Origin of the sequence: Hyphomicrobium sp. MC1, from assembly GCF_000253295.1 — a bacterium.
Taxonomy (GTDB): Bacteria; Pseudomonadota; Alphaproteobacteria; order Rhizobiales; family Hyphomicrobiaceae; genus Hyphomicrobium_B.
Window position 1 is genome coordinate 2018878 of record NC_015717.1, and the last position, 18202, is coordinate 2037079.

21 protein-coding genes and 1 tRNA gene are annotated in these 18202 nt (G+C 59.9%); 11 read left to right on the forward strand and 11 right to left on the reverse strand.

The window, feature by feature from the left end; all coding sequences use genetic code 11:
• Positions 1-85: 85 nt before the first annotated feature.
• The 4 genes from HYPMC_RS09810 to carA all read right to left on the reverse strand — a co-directional run bounded on the left by HYPMC_RS09810 (position 86) and on the right by carA (position 3826).
• Positions 86-787, reverse strand: a complete 702-nt coding sequence (locus tag HYPMC_RS09810) for a hypothetical protein (RefSeq protein WP_013947757.1) — start codon at positions 785-787, stop codon at positions 86-88.
• A gap of 33 nt (positions 788-820) precedes the next feature.
• Positions 821-1450, reverse strand: a complete 630-nt coding sequence (locus HYPMC_RS09815) for a hypothetical protein (protein ID WP_013947758.1) — start codon at positions 1448-1450, stop codon at positions 821-823.
• Between the two features lie 115 nt (positions 1451-1565).
• Positions 1566-2603 carry a ChaN family lipoprotein gene (locus HYPMC_RS09820; RefSeq protein ID WP_013947759.1) on the reverse strand — a complete coding sequence of 346 codons (1038 nt, stop codon included), beginning with the start codon at positions 2601-2603 and terminating at the stop codon, positions 1566-1568.
• 23 nt (positions 2604-2626) lie between these two features.
• On the reverse strand, positions 2627-3826 hold the full coding sequence (gene carA / locus HYPMC_RS09825) for a glutamine-hydrolyzing carbamoyl-phosphate synthase small subunit (RefSeq protein ID WP_013947760.1): 1200 nt from the start codon (positions 3824-3826) through the stop codon (positions 2627-2629).
• Between the two features lie 174 nt (positions 3827-4000).
• Between carA and HYPMC_RS09830 the strand changes: the two genes are divergently transcribed.
• The 4 genes from HYPMC_RS09830 to HYPMC_RS09845 all read left to right on the forward strand — a co-directional run bounded on the left by HYPMC_RS09830 (position 4001) and on the right by HYPMC_RS09845 (position 9551).
• Positions 4001-4438, forward strand: a complete 438-nt coding sequence (locus HYPMC_RS09830; protein ID WP_013947761.1) for a GatB/YqeY domain-containing protein — start codon at positions 4001-4003, stop codon at positions 4436-4438.
• 232 nt (positions 4439-4670) lie between these two features.
• Positions 4671-6665 (forward strand): DNA primase, encoded by a 1995-nt coding sequence (gene dnaG / locus HYPMC_RS09835; protein WP_013947762.1) that lies wholly within the window; start codon positions 4671-4673, stop codon positions 6663-6665.
• A gap of 111 nt (positions 6666-6776) precedes the next feature.
• On the forward strand, positions 6777-8756 hold the full coding sequence (rpoD, locus tag HYPMC_RS09840; protein WP_013947763.1) for an RNA polymerase sigma factor RpoD: 1980 nt from the start codon (positions 6777-6779) through the stop codon (positions 8754-8756).
• Positions 8757-9056: 300 nt separating this feature from the next.
• Positions 9057-9551 (forward strand): VOC family protein, encoded by a 495-nt coding sequence (locus tag HYPMC_RS09845; protein WP_013947764.1) that lies wholly within the window; start codon positions 9057-9059, stop codon positions 9549-9551.
• Positions 9552-9561: 10 nt separating this feature from the next.
• Here HYPMC_RS09845 and greA read toward each other — a convergent pair whose 3' ends face one another.
• A complete protein-coding gene (gene greA, locus HYPMC_RS09850) occupies positions 9562-10020 on the reverse strand; it encodes a transcription elongation factor GreA (RefSeq protein WP_013947765.1) in 459 nt (152 codons plus the stop codon).
• A gap of 37 nt (positions 10021-10057) precedes the next feature.
• Here greA and HYPMC_RS09855 point away from each other — a divergent pair, with 37 nt between their 5' ends.
• Positions 10058-10477, forward strand: a complete 420-nt coding sequence (locus HYPMC_RS09855; RefSeq protein ID WP_013947766.1) for a secondary thiamine-phosphate synthase enzyme YjbQ — start codon at positions 10058-10060, stop codon at positions 10475-10477.
• Positions 10478-10564: 87 nt separating this feature from the next.
• A complete protein-coding gene (locus HYPMC_RS09860; RefSeq protein ID WP_013947767.1) occupies positions 10565-11140 on the forward strand; it encodes a carboxymuconolactone decarboxylase family protein in 576 nt (191 codons plus the stop codon).
• A 6-nt stretch (positions 11141-11146) separates the two neighbouring features.
• On the opposite strand, the gene HYPMC_RS09865 is transcribed toward HYPMC_RS09860, so the two are convergent.
• On the reverse strand, positions 11147-11767 hold the full coding sequence (locus tag HYPMC_RS09865; RefSeq protein WP_013947768.1) for a TIGR02466 family protein: 621 nt from the start codon (positions 11765-11767) through the stop codon (positions 11147-11149).
• A 125-nt stretch (positions 11768-11892) separates the two neighbouring features.
• Here HYPMC_RS09865 and HYPMC_RS09870 point away from each other — a divergent pair, with 125 nt between their 5' ends.
• From HYPMC_RS09870 to HYPMC_RS09880, 3 genes are all read left to right on the forward strand, one after another.
• The gene (locus HYPMC_RS09870; RefSeq protein ID WP_013947769.1) at positions 11893-12327 is read left to right on the forward strand and encodes a ketosteroid isomerase-related protein; all 435 of its coding nucleotides are present in this window, start codon (positions 11893-11895) and stop codon (positions 12325-12327) included.
• 14 nt (positions 12328-12341) lie between these two features.
• Positions 12342-12950, forward strand: a complete 609-nt coding sequence (locus HYPMC_RS09875; protein ID WP_013947770.1) for a hypothetical protein — start codon at positions 12342-12344, stop codon at positions 12948-12950.
• A 111-nt stretch (positions 12951-13061) separates the two neighbouring features.
• Positions 13062-13970, forward strand: a complete 909-nt coding sequence (locus tag HYPMC_RS09880) for a carbon-nitrogen hydrolase family protein (protein ID WP_013947771.1) — start codon at positions 13062-13064, stop codon at positions 13968-13970.
• A 91-nt stretch (positions 13971-14061) separates the two neighbouring features.
• Here HYPMC_RS09880 and HYPMC_RS09885 read toward each other — a convergent pair whose 3' ends face one another.
• A complete protein-coding gene (locus tag HYPMC_RS09885) occupies positions 14062-14790 on the reverse strand; it encodes an SIMPL domain-containing protein (protein WP_013947772.1) in 729 nt (242 codons plus the stop codon).
• A 212-nt stretch (positions 14791-15002) separates the two neighbouring features.
• Between HYPMC_RS09885 and HYPMC_RS09890 the strand changes: the two genes are divergently transcribed.
• Together HYPMC_RS09890 and HYPMC_RS09895 are read left to right on the forward strand one after the other, a co-directional pair.
• Positions 15003-15770, forward strand: coding sequence for a hypothetical protein (locus HYPMC_RS09890; protein ID WP_013947773.1), 768 nt, complete (start codon positions 15003-15005; stop codon positions 15768-15770).
• 97 nt (positions 15771-15867) lie between these two features.
• Positions 15868-15943 (forward strand) — tRNA-Ile (locus HYPMC_RS09895).
• 91 nt (positions 15944-16034) lie between these two features.
• Here HYPMC_RS09895 and HYPMC_RS09900 read toward each other — a convergent pair.
• The 4 genes from HYPMC_RS09900 to HYPMC_RS09920 form a co-directional block, all read right to left on the reverse strand.
• The gene (locus HYPMC_RS09900; protein WP_013947775.1) at positions 16035-17075 is read right to left on the reverse strand and encodes a tyrosine-type recombinase/integrase; all 1041 of its coding nucleotides are present in this window, start codon (positions 17073-17075) and stop codon (positions 16035-16037) included.
• A complete protein-coding gene (locus HYPMC_RS09905; protein WP_041300000.1) occupies positions 17050-17262 on the reverse strand; it encodes a hypothetical protein in 213 nt (70 codons plus the stop codon). The genes HYPMC_RS09900 and HYPMC_RS09905 overlap by 26 nt, the downstream gene beginning before the upstream one ends.
• A complete protein-coding gene (locus tag HYPMC_RS09910) occupies positions 17252-17638 on the reverse strand; it encodes a hypothetical protein (RefSeq protein WP_157135423.1) in 387 nt (128 codons plus the stop codon). The genes HYPMC_RS09905 and HYPMC_RS09910 overlap by 11 nt, the downstream gene beginning before the upstream one ends.
• 327 nt (positions 17639-17965) lie before the next feature.
• Positions 17966-18181 (reverse strand): hypothetical protein, encoded by a 216-nt coding sequence (locus HYPMC_RS09920; protein WP_013947779.1) that lies wholly within the window; start codon positions 18179-18181, stop codon positions 17966-17968.
• Between the last annotated feature and the right edge of the window lie 21 nt (positions 18182-18202).

Below are 18202 nucleotides of genomic sequence, written 5' to 3' on the forward strand. Positions count from 1 at the left end.
GCGAAACACATCGCGCACGCCGGCATGGCAGCCATCCGGCCGCGCATGGGCGTGCACATCGTTCTGAAAAGTGCGGAAAGTCCCGCTACTTGCCTTCAGCAGGCGCCGGTGTCGCAGGCTCTGGCGCCTTGTCCGGCAAAGCATCCTTCGGCGGCTCGATTTTCATGTCGATCGGGAACGAATAGGTCGTCTTGAAGATTGGCTTGTCTTCGTGACCCGGCGCAAGCAGCGCATTGCTTGCCGGCAGACCCGTCAGCGCGTCGACGTAGAACATACGGAAGGCTTGGTTCTGCGGCGAGCTTGAACCTTTCTCCGGCTCGCTTTCGAGCTTGTAGGAGAGCACATCGCGGCCATCGATCTGCGCGCGGCCTTTGCAGGAGTAATCGCCGACGTCGGTCTGCTGTCTGACGACGGTGTCGTCCATCTGCTCGCGAAGCTGCGCTGCAATCTGTTGCGGCACCGGCCGCCAGCCGCTTCCTTGGTCCGCCCAGGCGTGGTCACCAACCAGTATGAGTTGCGTGGTCTTGTTGGTGAGCTTGTCGGTCACTGTCTGACGCATCCGGTCAGGCAGAACGTAATCGACCTGCATCGACGTCGGACCGTTCTCCGTGATCATCTGGGTGTCCATACGGAACCACGATGATTTGCGCAGCTTCTGGAGCGCGGCCGAAACTTCGTCGCGACATGGATTGGCGTTCGGCTTTGCAGGCGCCGTCGGCGGGACTTGCGCCGCCGCGTCACCCGCGAAAACGGCAACTAAAATAAGAGCAAATGCACTGCGGCGCATGGAAATATCCCAAACGAAGCCGGATAAGCGGCGTTAATGGACCTTTTGCACCGGCGCGTTTTGAGGCGCAACGATGTTGATGTCGGTCGGATATGAATATTTGACCTCGCGCAGCGGCTTGGCGTTTTGGGCCAAGGTGGCGATGACATTATAAGCCGGCAGCCCGGTCTTTGGATCGACGTAGATCGTGCGCGTCATGATCTTCGCGCGATCTGTCTGCGGATGCGTCTTGTCTTCGAAGCGGTAGCCGACAAGATCCTGGTTCTCGTACTTCACCGGGCCGATGCAGTCGTAACCTTCGAGCTTGCTCGGCCGCGCCAAAGCTTCCGCCACTTCGGCGACGATCGACTGGGTGAACTGCGGCTGCAGTTCCTCGAAGCTGCCACCCGAGCCGGAGAATGCCCGGTTGTCGACCAGCATCGTCTGCTGCTCACCCGGCATCGCGGGCGACGTGACTGTCTGGAGCATCCTGAGCGGCGGCATGTAGTCGATCCGCATGTGGGCCTCGCCTTCGGCGGTTTCCTGCGAAAATTCGACCCGGAAGGCTTTCAACGATAGCTGCTTCCTGATGGCGCTAAGAACATCGGCCGAGCAATCCGTTCCGGCGGCGGCTGCCGGGGTCGCGACCGCGAGTGCCGCGACGGCGACAAAGAAAAGGCGCATCAAATTCCTCCCAGATTTTTTCCTGGGTTATAAGCAAATTTGCCGCAGACGCGACCTTAAAGTTCAGCAAGGTTGATGAGTGTGCGCCATAAAAACGAGCAGCGGCGCGTTCCGGCTATTTCTTGCGCATTTTCTCGCACGGATCGCCACGCTCGGCCGGTTGCGTGAAAACGATGAAGTCGGCTGCCGGCAGGCCATCGGGATCGCGCGGCACATAGGTATCTGGATCGGTGTTGTCCGTCTCAACCTCGACGAACATCACCGACACGACTTTCTTCTCCGGTGTCCGCTTTCGGAGGTACCACGGCACGGCGCGATCAGTCCGGGCGTGGCCCGTTCCGGCGATCAGAATGGCGGAGCCGTGCTGCTGCGAGGCTTTCAAGGCAGCATCGGCCAGATGCGCGTCGCGATACCGCTGCGCGAACGCCATGCCGTCGAACGCTTCCTTCGGCAACGCGCCGCAATGGGCATCCTCGATTTCCTTGATGGACGCGGCGTCGAACTTCGCACCCAGCGGAACATCGAGCGCAAGGCGCTTGCTAGCGTCGGCCGCCCCTGCCCCGTCTTTCGCCGCCTTCATGATTTCGGCGCGCGACACGTCGCCTGCATAGAACGGTCGCTTGGCGGCGATCACGGTTTCGAACAGCGGATCGTAGAGGTCCGGCCAGTTCGACTTCTGCCAGGCGACGGCGAGCTTGAAGTCGGCGACGGTTACTTTCTCGCCGCTGCGCTGCTTGGCGGTAAATTTGTCGATGCCGGGTTGCTGATCGTCACGAAGCTGCTCGAACACGATCGCGGTTTCGTTCGAAGGCTCCGACAGCGCAAACTCACGAATGGCTGCCGCCTGCAAGAGATGGTGCGTGGCGTTGTCATGCATCTCGCCGAGGATCAGGACGCCGCCGGCCGAGAGCGCAGCCGTCACGGCCGCATCGAGACGTTGCCATTGATCGTCCGGACACGGCGTTTTGGGATCTTCTGCCTCCGGCCGGGCGGTGGCGTAGATTTGCCCGCAGAGCGGATGGGCGCATGATTTCGATGTCTGCGCGATCTCTTTCAAAAAGGGACCGCGCCTGGCTGACGAACAGGCGTTCGCGTCGGCGGCCCAGCCGATCAACAGCAGGGCCGCAGCGATAAGACGATGGACGACGTGCATTACTTTCCCAGGGAGCGAGCCCCTCAGCGTTCGCGGCTCGTCGGCAGCCCCTTCTGCTCGCGCATCATGTTGACGAAGCGCGTGAAGAGATAGTGGCTGTCCTGCGGTCCGGGCGATGCCTCGGGATGGTGTTGGACGGAGAACACGGGACGGCCTTCGAGGGCCAAGCCGCAGTTCGAACCGTCAAACAGAGAAATGTGCGTTTCAATGACACCATCGGGCAGGCTGTCGCGATCGACGGCGAAGCCGTGGTTCATCGACACGATCTCGACCTTGTTGGTCGTGAAGTCCTTCACGGGGTGGTTGGCACCGTGATGGCCCTGATGCATCTTCTTCGTCGTCGCGCCCAGCGCGAGGCCCAGCATCTGATGTCCGAGGCAGATGCCGAACACCGGCTTGCCGCTGTCGACGAGCTTCTTGATTTCCGGGACGGCGTATTCGCCAGTTGCCGCAGGATCGCCGGGACCATTCGACAGAAAGACGCCATCAGGATTGCGCGCCAGGATGTCCTCGGCCTTTTCCTTCGCGGGAACGACGGTGACCTTGCAGCCGGCGGATGCGAGGCAGCGCAGAATGTTTCGCTTCAAACCATAGTCGACTGCCACGACATGGAACTCGGGGTTTTCGTTGCGCGGGTAGCCCTTGTTCCAGACCCAGCGCTGCTCATCCCAGGAATAGCTCTGACCGCTCGTCACTTCCGGGACGAGGTCGAGGCCCAAGAGCCCGTGCCAGGACTTGGCCTCGGCCTTCAGCGCTTCGATATCGAACTTGCCATCGGGATGATGCGCAATGACGCCGTTCGGCATGCCGCGCTCGCGGATGCGTGCGGTCAACGCGCGGGTATCGACACCAGCGATGGCGACGATGCCGCGGGTCTTCAGCCAGGCATCGAGATTTTCAGCGGCGCGATAGTTCGACGGGTCAGTGATGTCGGCGCGCAGGATGCAGCCGCGGACGCCTGAGCGCGATGCAAGGTTCGACGTCTCGGTATCTTCCGGATTGGCGCCGACGTTGCCGATGTGGGGAAAGGTGAAGGTGATGATCTGACCGGCGTAGCTCGGATCGGTCAGGATTTCCTGGTAGCCGGTGATGGCCGTGTTAAAGCAGACCTCGCCGACGGCCGTCCCCGTAGCACCAAGGCCGCGTCCGGCGATGACGGTTCCGTCATCAAGCACAAGGCGTGCGGTTAGAGGCACTTCTGTCCAGGGTTCAGGTGCGGTCATCTGTCGTCCATTCAAGGAATTGCAAGCGCGGGTCGCTCGTCGCGGCGGAACCTAGGGGAACGGCTTTACAACGTCAATTCCGGACACGGCAAGAAAGTCCGTGCTTTGTTAAAGGCTTGCCCCAGCCTGCGCGCAGACCGTAAACCAGCCCTTCGACCTCAAGGAGACCTACCCATGCGCGCGAAGATCAACGCAGACATCAAAACGGCAATGAAAGCCGGCGAAAAACAGAAGGTGGGCACCCTCAGGCTCATCAACGCGGCCATTCAATCCGCTGAAATCGAAGCGAAGAAAGACCTCGACGACGCGGCGATCCTTGCGGTCATGACCAAGATGGTGAAGCAGCGGCGGGATTCAATCGCCCAATATACAAGCGGTGGCCGTCCGGAGCTGGCTGCGACAGAGCAGGCCGAGATCGACATTATTGAAGCATACCTGCCGAAGCAGATGGACGATGCTGCCGTCACGGCGGCCATTGCCGAGGCCATCAAGGAAACGGGTGCAGCGTCGCCCAAGGATATGGGCAAGGTGATGGGCGCGCTCAAAGCCAAGTACGCCGGGCAAATGGATTTTCAGAAGGCCAGCGCGGCAGTCAAGGCGGCGCTAGGCTGATCGCCGGCTAGAAAAAGACATACATATCCTGTCATCCTCGGGCCAAGCTCGAGGATGACACCTGCGACGGGAATGCCTAATGCGTAGGCACTGTGGAAAGCGGGTATGGCTTTACGCAACAAGGCGTTGAATAGCCGGGCTTCTGAGCGAATCACCTATTGATCAGTCCGCTGCGGGCCTTCGCAAGAAGGTGCGGCGCAGCCCGTCGCTCTCCTGAGGCCTTATTACGCGCATGCGCTTCAGTCCAAACTTTCTGGATGAGATCCGGTCCCGGCTGTCGGTCAGCCAGGTGGTCGGCCGGAAAGTTGCGCTGAAGAAGGCGGGCCGGGAATTCCGCGGGCTGTCGCCATTCAAGGCTGAGAAAAGCCCGTCATTCTTCGTCAACGACCAGAAGGGTTTCTATCACTGCTTCGCGTCGGGCGAGCATGGCGACATCTTCACCTTCGTGATGAGGACGGAGGGGCTGGAATTTCCCGAAGCGGTTGAGCGCCTCGCGGCGGAAGCGGGCGTGCCGATGCCGAAGCAGCCCGAGCGTAACATCGAGCAGGAAGACCAGCGCGAACGCCTTTACCGGCTGCTCGACGCATCAGCGGAATTCTTCGAGACTTCGCTGCGTGCGGGTCCCGGCGGCGAAGCGCGCCGCTATCTCGAAAAGCGCGGACTGGCTGCCGAGACGATCCAAAGCTTCCGGCTTGGCTTCGCTCCAAATTCGCGGACGGCGCTGAGTGCGTTTCTCAAAGGCAAAGGCTTTTCCCCCGCCGACATGGCGACGGCGGGAATGTTGATCGCCGGGGCCGATATTCCTGAGCCTTATGACCGGTTCCGCAACCGCGTCATGTTCCCGATCCTCGATCTCAAAGGGCGCGTCATCGCGTTCGGCGGCCGCGCGCTCGATAAGGACGCCCAGGCCAAGTACCTTAATTCGCCCGAGACGCCCCTCTTTCATAAAGGGCACATTCTGTTCAACGCCGCCCGCGCCCGGTCGGCAGGGCACGACAAGAACCGTGTCATCGTCGTTGAAGGCTATATGGACGTCGTGACGCTTAGCGAGGCCGGTTTCGGCGAAAGCGTTGCACCGCTTGGAACGGCGCTGACGGAAGATCAGTTGAAGCTTCTGTGGCGTATAGCACCAGAACCGATCCTTTGCTTCGACGGCGACAGCGCCGGACAGAAGGCGGCTAACCGTGCCGTTGAGGTCGCCCTGCCCTGGGTCAAGCCGGGTCACAGCGTGGCTTTTGCCTTTCTACCGAATGGCCTCGACCCGGACGATCTGATCCGCCAGCAGGGCGCGTCCGCGATGTCGGAGGTCCTGGAAAAAACACGACCGCTGATCGACGTGCTGTGGGAGCGGGAGCTTAACGCCCAGCCGACGACCACGCCCGAGCAACGGGCGGCTTTGGAAGCCCGGCTTGGAGCACTGACCAACTCCATCCAGGATGCGGCAGTCCGCAACCATTACGCGCGGGAGCTTCGCGACAGGTTGTATCAGCTTGGGCGTCAGCGCTCGCCCATGCGCGGCGGTGCGGCTTCGGCGGGACGCTTTGACGGTGGCAAGGGCCAAGGGTCCTATGCGCGGCCTGTGGCGGCGCCCGACTGGCGCCAGCGCGACCGCACCCGGCTCGGGGGTGCATCCAGCGAGCGGCGCTTTGCAAGCCGGCGTGACGTGGTAAATGCCCTGCCCCTTGCCAGCCCGGAACTCACTAGCCATTTTCAGAGCATATCTCCGCGCGAAGCTCTGATCATGAAAACCCTTCTTAACCATCCGTGGTTGATTGATGAGTATTCCGAGGCGATTGCGGCGATCGAGTTTGCCGCGCCAGCGCTTTCGGTGCTTCGCGACGAAATTTTAGGGGTTCATGCACGCCAAAATTCACTTGACAGCGCAACTTTACGCACCCAATTGAGCAAATCGGGGGTTGCAAAGGTGGTGGACCTCGTCGCGCAAACGATTACGCACGCCAGCGACCGTTTTGCCGAGCCCGATGCCTCCGCCGCCGATGTCGAAGCCGCCTGGCACCATATTCTGGCGTTGCATCAGCGACAGGCTGCGCTCGGCGTTGCGCTGAAAGCAGCTGAGGAGGCTTGGTATCGGGATTGCACAGAAGAGGCCGAGATGCGCCTTCTCGACATCAAACGCCAGATCGCCCGCGAGGCGGCGATGGATCAAATGGACGAAGAGTTCGAGCAACCCGACGACGACGCTTCTGAGGTAAAGCGCGCTGGATAGGCGCGTATTTCGCATTCCGGCTTCGGCGCGCTGCGGCAGGCAGCAGTTCGGAGCCTAAATCAGAATTGAGCCGTTTCCGTGCGGAAGCGGCGCAGACGACAAGGAACGAAAATGGCACGCGCCCAGCAGGCAGTCCAGAAGACAGAAGACAAAGATCAGGCCGCCGATGCACCAGAACGCGACAGCCCCCTCCTCGATCTTTCCGACCAGGCGGTCAAGCGTCTTCTAAAGTCGGCGAAGGCTAAGGGCTACGTTACGCTCGATCAGCTCAACTCGGTGCTGCCGTCGGAGGAAGTTTCATCCGATCAGATCGAGGATCTCTACGCCACCCTCTCCGATATGGGCATCACTGTCGTCGAGAACGAGGAAGGCGAAGAGAAGGAAGAAGGCGGCGAGGACCTCGTTGACGAAGAAGAAGGCCGTTCGCTCGTCACGCAAAGCTCCTCCGCGCTGACGAAGTCGGAAGGCAAAGCCGAACCGGCAGAGCGTACCGACGATCCGGTGCGTATGTATCTGCGCGAGATGGGTTCGGTCGAGCTGTTGTCGCGCGAAGGCGAAATCGCCATCGCGAAGCGCATCGAGGCCGGCCGCGAAGCGATGATCGCCGGTCTTTGCGAAAGCCCGCTGACGTTCCAGGCCATCATCATCTGGCGCGACGAACTCAACGACGGCAAGATTTTGCTTCGCGACATTATCGACCTCGAAGCAACCTACGAAGGGCCGGAAGCCAAAGAAGTGCCGGCGATGTCCGGCGAAGGCGAGGAATCCGAGGGCGAGCAGGAATCGCAGTCGGGCGAAAGCGATGACGAGGACGAGTTCGAGAACGCCATGTCGCTTGCGGCGATGGAAGCCGAACTCAAGCCGAAGGTTCTCGAAACCTTCGATCAGATCGCAGGCACCTATAAAAAACTGCGCAAGCAGCAGGACAAAAAGCTCGAACAGCAGCTCGTCGGCGAGCAGGGTTCGCGCCAGCAGCAGAAAGCTTACGAGAAGCTCCGCGACGAGATCATCGTCGACGTGAAGTCGCTGTCGCTCAACAACAACCGTATCGAAAGCCTCGTCGAACAGCTTTATGCGATCAACAAACGCCTCATCGGTCTCGAAGGCCGCTTGATGCGCCTCGCCGACAGCTATGGCGTGCCGCGCCAGCACTTCATCGACGAATATTACGGCAATGAACTCGACCAGACGTGGCTCGACCGCGTTGCCAACAATGGCAAGAAGTGGGGCCAGTTCGTCAAAGTGGAACGCGCCCAGGTCGAACAGATCCGCGCCGAGATCCATCAGCTCGCAACCGAAACGGGTCTGGAGATTCCGGAATACCGCCGCATCGTGAAAGCGGTGCAGAAGGGCGAGCGCGAGGCCCGTCAGGCCAAGAAGGAAATGGTCGAAGCCAACCTTCGTCTCGTCATCTCGATTGCGAAGAAATACACCAACCGAGGCCTGCAGTTCCTCGATCTCATCCAGGAAGGCAACATCGGTCTGATGAAGGCGGTCGATAAGTTCGAATACCGCCGTGGCTACAAATTCTCGACCTACGCGACATGGTGGATCCGGCAGGCGATCACGCGTTCGATCGCCGACCAGGCGCGCACGATCCGTATTCCGGTGCACATGATCGAGACGATCAACAAGATCGTCCGCACCTCGCGCCAGATGCTGCACGAAATCGGTCGCGAGCCGACGCCGGAAGAGCTGGCGGAAAAGCTCGCGATGCCGCTCGAAAAGGTGCGCAAAGTTCTGAAGATCGCGAAAGAGCCGATCTCGCTCGAAACGCCGATCGGCGACGAGGAAGATTCGCACCTCGGCGACTTCATCGAAGACCGCAACGCGGTGTTGCCGATCGAAGCGGCGATCCAGTCGAACCTGCGCGATACGACCACGCGCGTGCTCGCCTCGCTCACGCCGCGCGAAGAACGCGTGCTGCGCATGCGCTTCGGCATCGGCATGAACACGGACCATACGCTCGAAGAAGTCGGCCAGCAGTTCTCGGTCACGCGCGAACGTATTCGCCAGATCGAAGCCAAGGCGCTACGGAAGCTGAAACATCCGAGCCGGTCTCGGAAGCTGCGGAGTTTCCTGGATAACTGATCCAGAATTTCAAAGGGCCGCGAAAGCGGCCCTTTCTCGTTTTGGGCACTCTCCACGGGGCACCGGAACGCCGTCACGCGTTCGAATGTTTTTCCAATAGTTTATCGAACTTTCGGGCATTTGCTGCTTATGCTGAACTTCGTTCGCTACTAGCGAAAACAGAGGTCTTGTCCCTTCTTTAAGTCGCCGTCATTGTTATTGAGACTGAACAGCCGGGAAAATCGGCTGCGGCGAGGTCAAAAACCTCAGCTTTTCCCGGATTTGAGCTGTACGGCAGCCCCATAAGAATTGGAGGAAACCGTGTCCCAAGTTCAGGAGAATGCCGGCGGCATCCGAAGCGAAAATTGCCAAGCGATCACCCCCCATCTCGTCTGCGCGGGGGCGGCTGACGCGATCGACTTCTACAAAAAGGCATTCGGCGCCGAAGAAGAAATGCGGCTGGTGGGTGCCAACGGGAAGCTGATGCATGCTGCCGTTCGCGTCGGTAACGCCCGCTTCATGCTGGTCGACGAGTTGCCGGAATGGGGTTCATCTTCGCCGATCACGCTCGGCGGCAGCCCGGTCACGATCCACCTCTATGTCGCCGATGTCGACGCATTCGTCGAGCGCGCCGTGAAGGCCGGTGCGATTCTGCGCATGCCGGTCGAAGACATGTTCTGGGGCGACCGCTACGGCATCATCGAAGATCCGTTCGGGCACAAGTGGTCGGTCGCGACGCACAAACGCGATATGAGCGAGCGCGAAATCAAAGAGGCGATGAAGAAATTCATGCCGTCGTCCGACCACGCGTCCTGAGCCGATCGCACTACTCGATCTTGATGATCTCGGCCTCGCCCGCGCCGGCCGTGACGGTGTCGCCAACGGCTTTTTCCATCAGCGCCTGGGCGAGCGGAGAAACGTAAGAGATCTTGCCTTTGGCGGGATCGGATTCGTCTTCGCCGACGATGCGGAATTTCTGCACGCGGCCGTCGTCGCGCTCGAGCGTGACGGTCGAGCCGAACGAGACGATGGAAGCGTTCGCCGGCGCGGCCTGGACTTCGGCCGTCGTCAGCCGCTGGTTCCAATAGCGCAGATCGCGTGACGTCCGTTGGATGGCATCACGATCTCCGGAGCGCTGGCCCTCGGCCAGCTCATCCTGAAGGCGTTCGACCTCGGCCTGGATCAGCGCTAAGCCTTCCGGGGTGACGAGGTTGCGATGCTCGGACACGAGCTTCTCGGGAAGCTCTTCGACGGCATCGGATTCTCTGACAAATGCTCTGCTCATTAAACCAATATAAGCATTTTCCGAGGCCGGTACCAGAATGCGGCAATACCAGCAAACATTGACCCTTAACACCCGTGGACAGGGTCTGTCCGAGTTTACGCTCGACGTGGTGCAGATCGTCAGCGACGCAGAGATCGAGGTGGGACTCGCGCACATTTTCTGCCGCCACACGTCGGCGTCGCTGCTGATCCAGGAGAACGCCGATCCAGACGTGCAGCGCGATCTCGTTGCCTTCTTCAAGCGCCTCGTACCGGACGGCGATCCGCTCTTCATTCACCGCTCGGAAGGCGCCGACGACATGCCGGCGCACATCAAGAGTGCGCTGACGCAGACGACCCTGACGATCCCGATCGCCAACGGGCGGCTGATGCTCGGGACGTGGCAGGGCATTTACCTTTTTGAGCATCGCGCGCATCCGCACGACCGACAGGTCATCGTGCATGTGATCGGCGATTAACGTCTGCGCTTTGGCATCAGCCTGAAACATCTCTAGCTTAACGGTGCCGAGACTGTCCCCCTCCCCTTCCTCCAAAGGAGTGCCCCGATGCGCCTGCCTCTGATCCCGCTGGATACGCTGACGCCCGAGCAGAAAACGCTCTATGCCGACATGAAGAACGGCATCCAGAACAACTTCAAAGGTTTCACCGCGATCAACGAGACCGGCCAGCTTATCGGGCCATGGAACCCGTGGCTGCGCTTTCCGCAGTTCGGCGGCGCGGTGTGGGAGTATACCAAGGCGATGTCGGCATCGCCGAAGCTACCGCGGCAGGTGCGCGAGATCGCCATTCTCGTCACCGGCACGAAGTTTCACGCGGCGTATGAACTCTACGCGCATGTGCTTGTCGCGGAATTGCGCGGGCTTCCCGACGAAAAAATCACGACCATCATTGCCGGAAACCGGCCGAACGATCTGACGGAAGAGGAAGCTGTCGCCTATGATCTGGCGTCGAGCCTCGTGACGGGGAGCACGCTTCCGGCGTTGACATATAACCGCGCCGTCGGCGCATTCGGTGAGGATGGCGCGGCGGAGTTCATCTATCTCGTCGGGCTTTATTGTGCAGTCTCGGTCATCCTCAATGGCTTCGACGTGCCGTTGCCTGACGACGGAACCGCGGATTGAGCGTTCTCAATCCAATCGGTAATTGAAGCTCACAGACACGCGCTCGGCTTTGGCGTGATTGACCGGCACTTCATGGCGAAGCCAGCTTTCCCAGAGCAGCAGCGTGCCCGGCGCGGGCGCGACTGAGACGAACGTTCTGTTCTTGTCCTTCGCCGAGGGCTTCTTCGGCGGGGCTGCCATCTGCATCGCCAGCCGTGGGTCTTCGTATTTGATAGCGCTCGCGTCCTTCGGCACCGCGAGATAGAGCGTGCCGCTGATGACCGAATGAGGGTGAATGTGCGCCGTGTGATAGCCGCCGGGCTTCAGGATGTTGATCCAGAGGCTGTCGAGCACGAGGCGGCGGCCGTCGAAGTCAAATTCGAGCGTCCGGCCAAAGGCCGCGACCTGGCGATCCAGCACCGCGACAAGATCGGCAAAGGCCGGATGCCGATCGGGGAGGTCGTTGAGTGAGGCATAGGATGTATATCCAGGATAATCATTGGCTTTCGACCATCCCTGCCCCGCCCGGTCGGCGGCAGCGATTTCGTGAGCGGCATCCAGAAGCTCGGCCATGAGCGCGGATGTCGCGCCGCGCTGGAGCTCCTCACGGTAAACGTGGGTGACGAAAAGCTCTTGAATGCGTGCCATGATCTCTTTCCGGATGGAAGGTGAAATGTCGCGTTTACCGCAGCATCCTTGCGCATGGAAGGCCGGGACCCGACCTGCTAAGACCCCCGGCAGATCGAATCGAAAAGCCCACCGGAGAACGACCGATGTCCGAGACGTCCGCTGAATCTGCGGCCCGCGCCGCAACCGCCGCCCTCATCCGCGACTACTATGAGGCTTTCAACCGCGGCGATACCGACGCGATGCTCAAATTTCTGACCGACGACGTCATTCACGACGTCAACCAGGGCGAGCGCCGTCAGGGCATCGAGAAGTTCCGCGCCTTCAATGCGCGCATGACGCACAACTACAAGGAAGAGCTGAAAGACATCGTCGTCATGGTGTCGAAGGACGCAACGCGCGCTTCCGCCGAATTCAACGTGCACGGCATTTACAAGAACACGGAAGAAGGTCTGCCCGACGCGGTCGGCCAGAAGTATGTTCTCCCGGCCGGCACGTTCTTCGCCATCCGCGACGGCAAGATTGCGCGCGTCACCACCTATTACAATCTGACCGACTGGATCGCACAGGTCGCAGGCTAAGGACTAGAGAGCGAATGGCCGCTGACGAAAAGAAGAAGCTCGAGGTCAAATCGGTGACAGGAGCGGATATCCTTCCGGTCCTGTCCGATCTCAGCCGCCTGCGCATGATCGTCTTTCGGGACTGGCCTTATCTCTACGAAGGCACGCTCGAATACGAGCAGAAGTATCTTGAGAAGTTCGCCAAGGCGAAAGGCGCGGTCGTCGTCTGCGCCTATGACGGAGATCAGATGGTGGGCGCTTCGACCGGCGCGCCGATGATCGAGCATGCCGACGAGTTCGGCGAACCGTTCAAGAAAGCGGGCTACGACATCTCCAAGATCTTCTATTGCGGCGAGAGCGTGCTGCTCAAAAGCCATCGCGGCCACGGCCTCGGCCATGCGTTCTTCGACGGACGCGAGGCGCAGGCGAAGAAGCTCGGCGGCTTTGAATACTCGTCGTTCTGCCGCGTCGTTCGGCCTGAAGACCATCCGTTGAAACCGGCGGATTACGCCCCACTTGATCCGTTCTGGAGAAAGCGCGGCTATGAACCGGTCGACGGCATCGTCGCCACCTACGACTGGCAGGATATCGACCAGACCGCCGAAACGACCCACGACATGCAATTCTGGATGAAGAAACTATAAGTTTGCGACTTCCGACTCCCCTGCGGGGAGCCGGCCGGAAGCCATTATTTCGTTGCGGCTTCCGACTCCCCTGTGGGGAAGCCGGCCGGAAGCCGCAAACGTGAGGACGCGATGACCGCCAAGAAGACACTCAAAGTTGCGAGCTCTCAGTACCCGATCGGCCAGCCGAAGACGCTTGCCGAATGGGAAGAGAAGATCGCGCTTTGGGTGAAGAATGGCGCAGCGACGGGCGCAGAGCTTCTGGTCTTTCCGGAGTACGCGGCGATCGAGCAGGCGGCGTGCTTCGGTCCGGAGGTCTATAGCGACCTGCAGGCGACGCTTGCCAAGGTGGCAGAGATCAAGGACGCGCGCGTTCAGTTTCACGTCGATCTCGCCAAGAAGCACAAGGTGCATATCCTCGTCGGCTCGGGACCTGAGAAGACCGCAGACGGGTTGTTCGTCAACTCGGCGCAGCTCGTCACGCCGAAGGGTTCGGTCGGCGTGCAGGAAAAGCTCGTCATGACGCCGTTCGAAAAGAACTGGGGCGTGACGGCGGGGAAGACGGTGCGCGTGTTCGAGACGTCGATCGGCACGTTCGGCATCGCGATCTGCTACGATAGCGAATTCCCGCTGATCTCTCGCGCGATGGCGGAAGCTGGCGCGCAAGTGTTGCTTGTGCCGTCATGCACGGAGCGCGTCTCGGGTTATCACCGGGTGCGCACCGGCTCGATGGCGCGCGCGCTCGAAAACACCATTGCGGCCGTGCAGAGCCCAACCGTCGGCGATGCGCCGTGGTCTCCGGCTGTCGACTTCAATGCCGGTGCAGCCGGCATTTACGTGCCGTCCGAGCATGGCATTTCCGATACGGGCGTGCTTGCGCAAGGCACGCTCAACGCGGCCGAGTGGGTCGTCGCCGATATCGACATTGCGCGGCTTACGCATTTGCGCGTTTCGGCCGAGATGCACAATTTCGGCGATTGGTCGGTGCAGCCCGGCGCTCCGACGCCAAAAGTCGACGTCGAAGTCGTGAAGCTGATTTAGTTTCGGCTTCCGACTCTTCCTTCGTCGAGCCAGAAGCTTTTTTGTTTCGGCTTCCGACTCCCCTCCGGGGAGCCGGCCGGAAGCCGATTTCTTACTTCAATGCCCAGGTGATCGTCACACGCGCTTCGAGCGTGCTGGTGCCGGCTTCGATGGGCACCGAGGACGTGGCAGCTTTCGCGAGCCGCGGTGCGTACATCACCGGGCCGTTCGACGAGGTCTCTTCCGAAATCTGTATCACGTCGCCGACGTCGGCACCCGCAGCTGCGGCGAGAAGCTTGGCACGGCGCAGCGCATTGGCGACGGCTTCCTTGCGCGCGTCGTCCTTCAGAGCATCTTCTTTCGACACCTCGAAGGCGAGGCCCTGAATCTGGTTGGCGCCTGCGCTCACGACATTGTCGAGGATCTCGCCTAGCTGATCGAGCTTGCGAACCAGAACGATCACCTGATTGCCGACGCGATAGCCGCGCACCTTCGGTGGCTGGCCCTCTTTATAGTCCATCACCGGCTCGACGTTGAACGAAGCCGTCTGGATATCTTTCGGGTTGATGCCTTTGCCTTTCAGCTCGTCGATGATCTTCGTCATCGTCTCGCTGTTCTTCGTTAACGCGTCACGCGCGGTCTCGGCTTCCGTCGAAACGCCGGACGTGATGCGCGCGCGATCAGGCTCTGCCTCGGCCGTGCCTGTCGCCGAGACGGTAATTGTCCGTTCCAATGGTTTATCGTCCGCGCGCGCCATGGCGGGCGAGAACATCAGCAGCGCGACTATGCCGCCGATTGCGAGAGCCGAAACAATATCTCGAGGACGCAAAGCGCTAAGCATGGGTGTCTCCGCCAGTTTTTCCTCGCTGGCTATAGTCGTTTCGAGGACAAATGAAGGCGAAATACTGTCGTTCGGATGAATGACACGTCGCTGGCCGTTGCAAAGCGGGGCTCGCCGCCTTGCGACGCCCAGATCTCCTGCTATAGCATTTGTAGCCATTGGGCCGGACCGGGCGGCGTTCATGGCTTCCCAAGGACTCCGAGACGGTCAGAATGGTCGATACCAAGCCGCGCGCAGACAGTGACATCAGAAACCATGGAGACGATATTCGCCAATCGTTCGGCGCGGATTTCGTGGTGATCGGTTTTTTCACGCCCAATTACGAACCCGCGGCGTCGGCGTTCTCTAAAAATCTCATCCAGCATCGCATCTCGCACCATCTCTATGCGCGCCCTGTTCTTGGCGACAGTTGGTATTCGCAGACGCGGCAGAAGCCGACGGTCATGGCGGATGCACGCCGCAACTATCCGGACCGGCCGCTGATTTTCATGGACGTCGATTGCACCGTCCGCGGCGACATTAGCGGCATCCTGCAATCGCCCGGCGATCTTGCCATGCGGACGAAGGGCACGGCGCTTGGCACAACGCGGCGCGCCTTGAAGCCCACGACGCGCGTGCTGCTGCTTCGACCCACGGCCGGCGCAGATGCGTTCATTGCCGCCTGGGAGGCGGGATGCCAATACGCCGGTAAGGGAGACTCCGCGGAAGCAATTCTGATCGAGGTGATGGGCGACAGCCCCGAACGCTATGCCGTCGGCACGCTCCCGCTCAAGTATGCCGGAATTGAGTTGCATGACGCGCCGACCGACGCCGTCGTCGTGCACGACAGCATTCACGATCAGACGCGTCCGGCCTGGACATTGCGGCGGGCGTTGCAGCGCTATTTCCGGGCGGGGCGGAACACGGCCTACCGGATCGCGACGGGGCAGACGTACGATGAGCGCTACGGCAAACGGGGCGCCCGGAACCGGACGAAATAGCCTCGCTAGCGCTTGCCGGGCGGCGACAGAATGCCTGACACAAAATCGTCGTTGAGGCTGTCCGCCCGGCGAACATCTGGTATGAGAAGCACCGCGTGGGCCCGTAGCTCAATGGTTAGAGCTGACGGCTCATAACCGTCTGGTTCCAGGTTCGAGTCCTGGCGGGCCCACCATCTGATTTTTCCCGCAAGACATTTCAATAGGTTGATCGGACGCTAGCCAATCTTCGGGTCAATGCTAGCCAATTTTGTTTCGGACTCGTTCTCAGCCCTTGTCCTTGACCTTCTTCATTCCGGCCTCTGCCGCCTTCTCTTTGTTGTATTCGCGGATGTAGCGCTCAACGACGGATAACGACTGTCCGGTGATCGCCATGATCTGCACCGTTGAGCATCCGCTTTCTGCCAATCGGCGGCAGCAGGCCTTGCGCAAGCCGTGAGGCGAACTGTCTGGAGGAAGTCCCGCCTCCTCTGCGGCTTCACAGACTAAGTTGCTGAACGACTCCTCGGTGTAGCCCTTGCCGAATTTGCTGACGACATAGGTCAGGTTCCCCGAGACTGTCTTTAGGTGCTTCTCTAGAGTTGCATGCACAGGAATGCTGACCGTAATCGTCTCGCCGCTCTTTTTGATTTTGACGACGTGACGGTTGCCTTGCCGGTGTTGGCGACCAAGTTTGCACGCATCGCTGCGCCGTAGTCCGGTGTGCAGCAAAATTTCGAGCGCAAGGCGTTGCGACGTGCCTTCCTTCCAGTGTTTGCGATAGCTGGCGATGTCTTCCTCGGTCCAAGTCCGATAGCCCTTTTCCTTGTGATTGATCTTCGAAGCCAGAAGCATCGGATTGTCGTCGCGGTAATCCCACTTGACGGCGAGCGCCATCAGCATCAGGAGACGCTTGCGGAGCTTGTGGGCTTGGGCTGTGGACGTTTTCGCGAGCGTGCCAAGGATTGTATCCGCATGCTTCGCCTTGAAGCCTTTGACGGAAAGGTCGCCATAATGCTCGCGGAATATTTCAAGCTGATTGCGGTAGGTGCTTTGCGTTGATGCCGCCAGCGATGTGAAGGCTGATGAAGCGTAATAGGCCACGATCAAGCTATTCATCGTGCCGCTCTTGACGCTGGCAACACCGGCTTGCTTAGGCTCCTGTGGGGTCGCCATTGCCTTGTGATAGGCTTGCATGAAGTCCGGCGAATGAATGGGACCGGGCAACGCGACTTGAGGCTGTCCAGGACGCCGCAGATACGCGCGGGTTTTGCCGCGATTGTCCGTGTAAACGTGAACGTACTTAGGCCTTTTTAGGCGGATTGCCATTTAGATGCTCGTCCCAATCGGAGATGAGTTCGGGCTGATCGACTTCTGACGGATTTCGGCACACCACCCGGAAGCCGCTATCGTCAGAGCAATGTTTGACGTAGGCAACGTCTTTCCCTGCATCTTCGACCGCGGAGACAAGGAATTTCACGTCGGACTTGGTGTAGGTTCGTTTCTTACGCGGCATCCGGCTCAATTCCCCAATCAGCCTTGATACGTGCATCCACGGCAGCATGGTGCCTCGCAGAGCACTCGGCGTACTCTTGTGCGTGGGCCGCGTATTCTGAAGGCGATACGCAGAACCTTAGAAGCTCGTCCACAAGGTCGAGAACTTCGTCCGCCACCAATTCTGCGCTGCCATCGACGAGCGTATGGTCTCCGTAGGTGAGGCTGTAGACTGAGGCACCCCAAACGTCTTTGCCGTCTTCTTTGATGATGAAGCCTAAACCAGCGACAACGGCAATTTTCTGCTGACTTGCGGATCGCATAGCCGCGAAAAGCTGTTCAGCCTGCCGCATGAGCGCTTCGCCTTTAGCGTCTTTGAAATCGATGATGTTGGTCATCTCTAATTCCTTGCAATCAATATCAATGGGCATCACTTACGGGCTCAGCCTTGCGTCTTAGGATGAATGTTCGCGGCGCTTGGACCAGCTTAAGACGCACCCGAAGCTGCCTTCCGTCTTTGCTGCTGCCGTGACTTTCGTAAGTTTCACGTTCGCGGATGATGTTGGAAGACTTCCGCACGACGCTGCGAACAGCGTTTAAGCGGCTTCTGGTCAAAGGCTGATCGGGATACACGCGCGCGGCCAACTCCTCGATTGTCATCGGCGCGCTCGATTGTTGAAGAATGGCAGCGATTGCCCGCTGCACTTTGCCTTGTCCTTTGCTCATTAGGCGGCACCATCGTCATCGTGATCTTTGCAGCGAGCCTCTATCTCTCGCCAGGGAGAGCTATAGCGTCGTGCGAGATCGAGAATGCTGGCTCCCGGATGCTCGGTTTGTTGTCGATAAATTTCGGCGAGTTGAGCGCCCGATATTCCTGCCTTTTCCGTAAGTTCGGAAACCGAGCGCAGCTGATAAATCGGGTTCCTTTCATCGATGGTCATTAACAATCTCCATATTGATTG

Bases quoted from the DNA above. Each gene is read 5' to 3' on its own strand.
- HYPMC_RS09830 (WP_013947761.1), top strand. From the start codon at position 4,001: ATGCGCGCGAAGATCAACGCAGACATCAAAACGGCAATGAAAGCCGGC.
- greA (WP_013947765.1), bottom strand. From the start codon at position 10,020: ATGAGCAGAGCATTTGTCAGAGAATCCGATGCCGTCGAAGAGCTTCCC.
- HYPMC_RS09865 (WP_013947768.1), bottom strand. From the start codon at position 11,767: ATGGCACGCATTCAAGAGCTTTTCGTCACCCACGTTTACCGTGAGGAG.
- HYPMC_RS09885 (WP_013947772.1), bottom strand. From the start codon at position 14,790: ATGCTTAGCGCTTTGCGTCCTCGAGATATTGTTTCGGCTCTCGCAATC.
- HYPMC_RS09890 (WP_013947773.1), top strand. From the start codon at position 15,003: ATGGTCGATACCAAGCCGCGCGCAGACAGTGACATCAGAAACCATGGA.
- HYPMC_RS09905 (WP_041300000.1), bottom strand. From the start codon at position 17,262: ATGCCGCGTAAGAAACGAACCTACACCAAGTCCGACGTGAAATTCCTT.
- HYPMC_RS09880 (WP_013947771.1), top strand. From the start codon at position 13,062: ATGACCGCCAAGAAGACACTCAAAGTTGCGAGCTCTCAGTACCCGATC.
- HYPMC_RS09900 (WP_013947775.1), bottom strand. From the start codon at position 17,075: ATGGCAATCCGCCTAAAAAGGCCTAAGTACGTTCACGTTTACACGGAC.
- carA (WP_013947760.1), bottom strand. From the start codon at position 3,826: ATGACCGCACCTGAACCCTGGACAGAAGTGCCTCTAACCGCACGCCTT.
- HYPMC_RS09815 (WP_013947758.1), bottom strand. From the start codon at position 1,450: ATGCGCCTTTTCTTTGTCGCCGTCGCGGCACTCGCGGTCGCGACCCCG.
- HYPMC_RS09860 (WP_013947767.1), top strand. From the start codon at position 10,565: ATGCGCCTGCCTCTGATCCCGCTGGATACGCTGACGCCCGAGCAGAAA.
- HYPMC_RS09820 (WP_013947759.1), bottom strand. From the start codon at position 2,603: ATGCACGTCGTCCATCGTCTTATCGCTGCGGCCCTGCTGTTGATCGGC.
- HYPMC_RS09920 (WP_013947779.1), bottom strand. From the start codon at position 18,181: ATGACCATCGATGAAAGGAACCCGATTTATCAGCTGCGCTCGGTTTCC.
- HYPMC_RS09855 (WP_013947766.1), top strand. From the start codon at position 10,058: ATGCGGCAATACCAGCAAACATTGACCCTTAACACCCGTGGACAGGGT.
- HYPMC_RS09875 (WP_013947770.1), top strand. From the start codon at position 12,342: ATGGCCGCTGACGAAAAGAAGAAGCTCGAGGTCAAATCGGTGACAGGA.
- HYPMC_RS09810 (WP_013947757.1), bottom strand. From the start codon at position 787: ATGCGCCGCAGTGCATTTGCTCTTATTTTAGTTGCCGTTTTCGCGGGT.
- HYPMC_RS09910 (WP_157135423.1), bottom strand. From the start codon at position 17,638: ATGACCAACATCATCGATTTCAAAGACGCTAAAGGCGAAGCGCTCATG.
- HYPMC_RS09870 (WP_013947769.1), top strand. From the start codon at position 11,893: ATGTCCGAGACGTCCGCTGAATCTGCGGCCCGCGCCGCAACCGCCGCC.
- rpoD (WP_013947763.1), top strand. From the start codon at position 6,777: ATGGCACGCGCCCAGCAGGCAGTCCAGAAGACAGAAGACAAAGATCAG.
- dnaG (WP_013947762.1), top strand. From the start codon at position 4,671: ATGCGCTTCAGTCCAAACTTTCTGGATGAGATCCGGTCCCGGCTGTCG.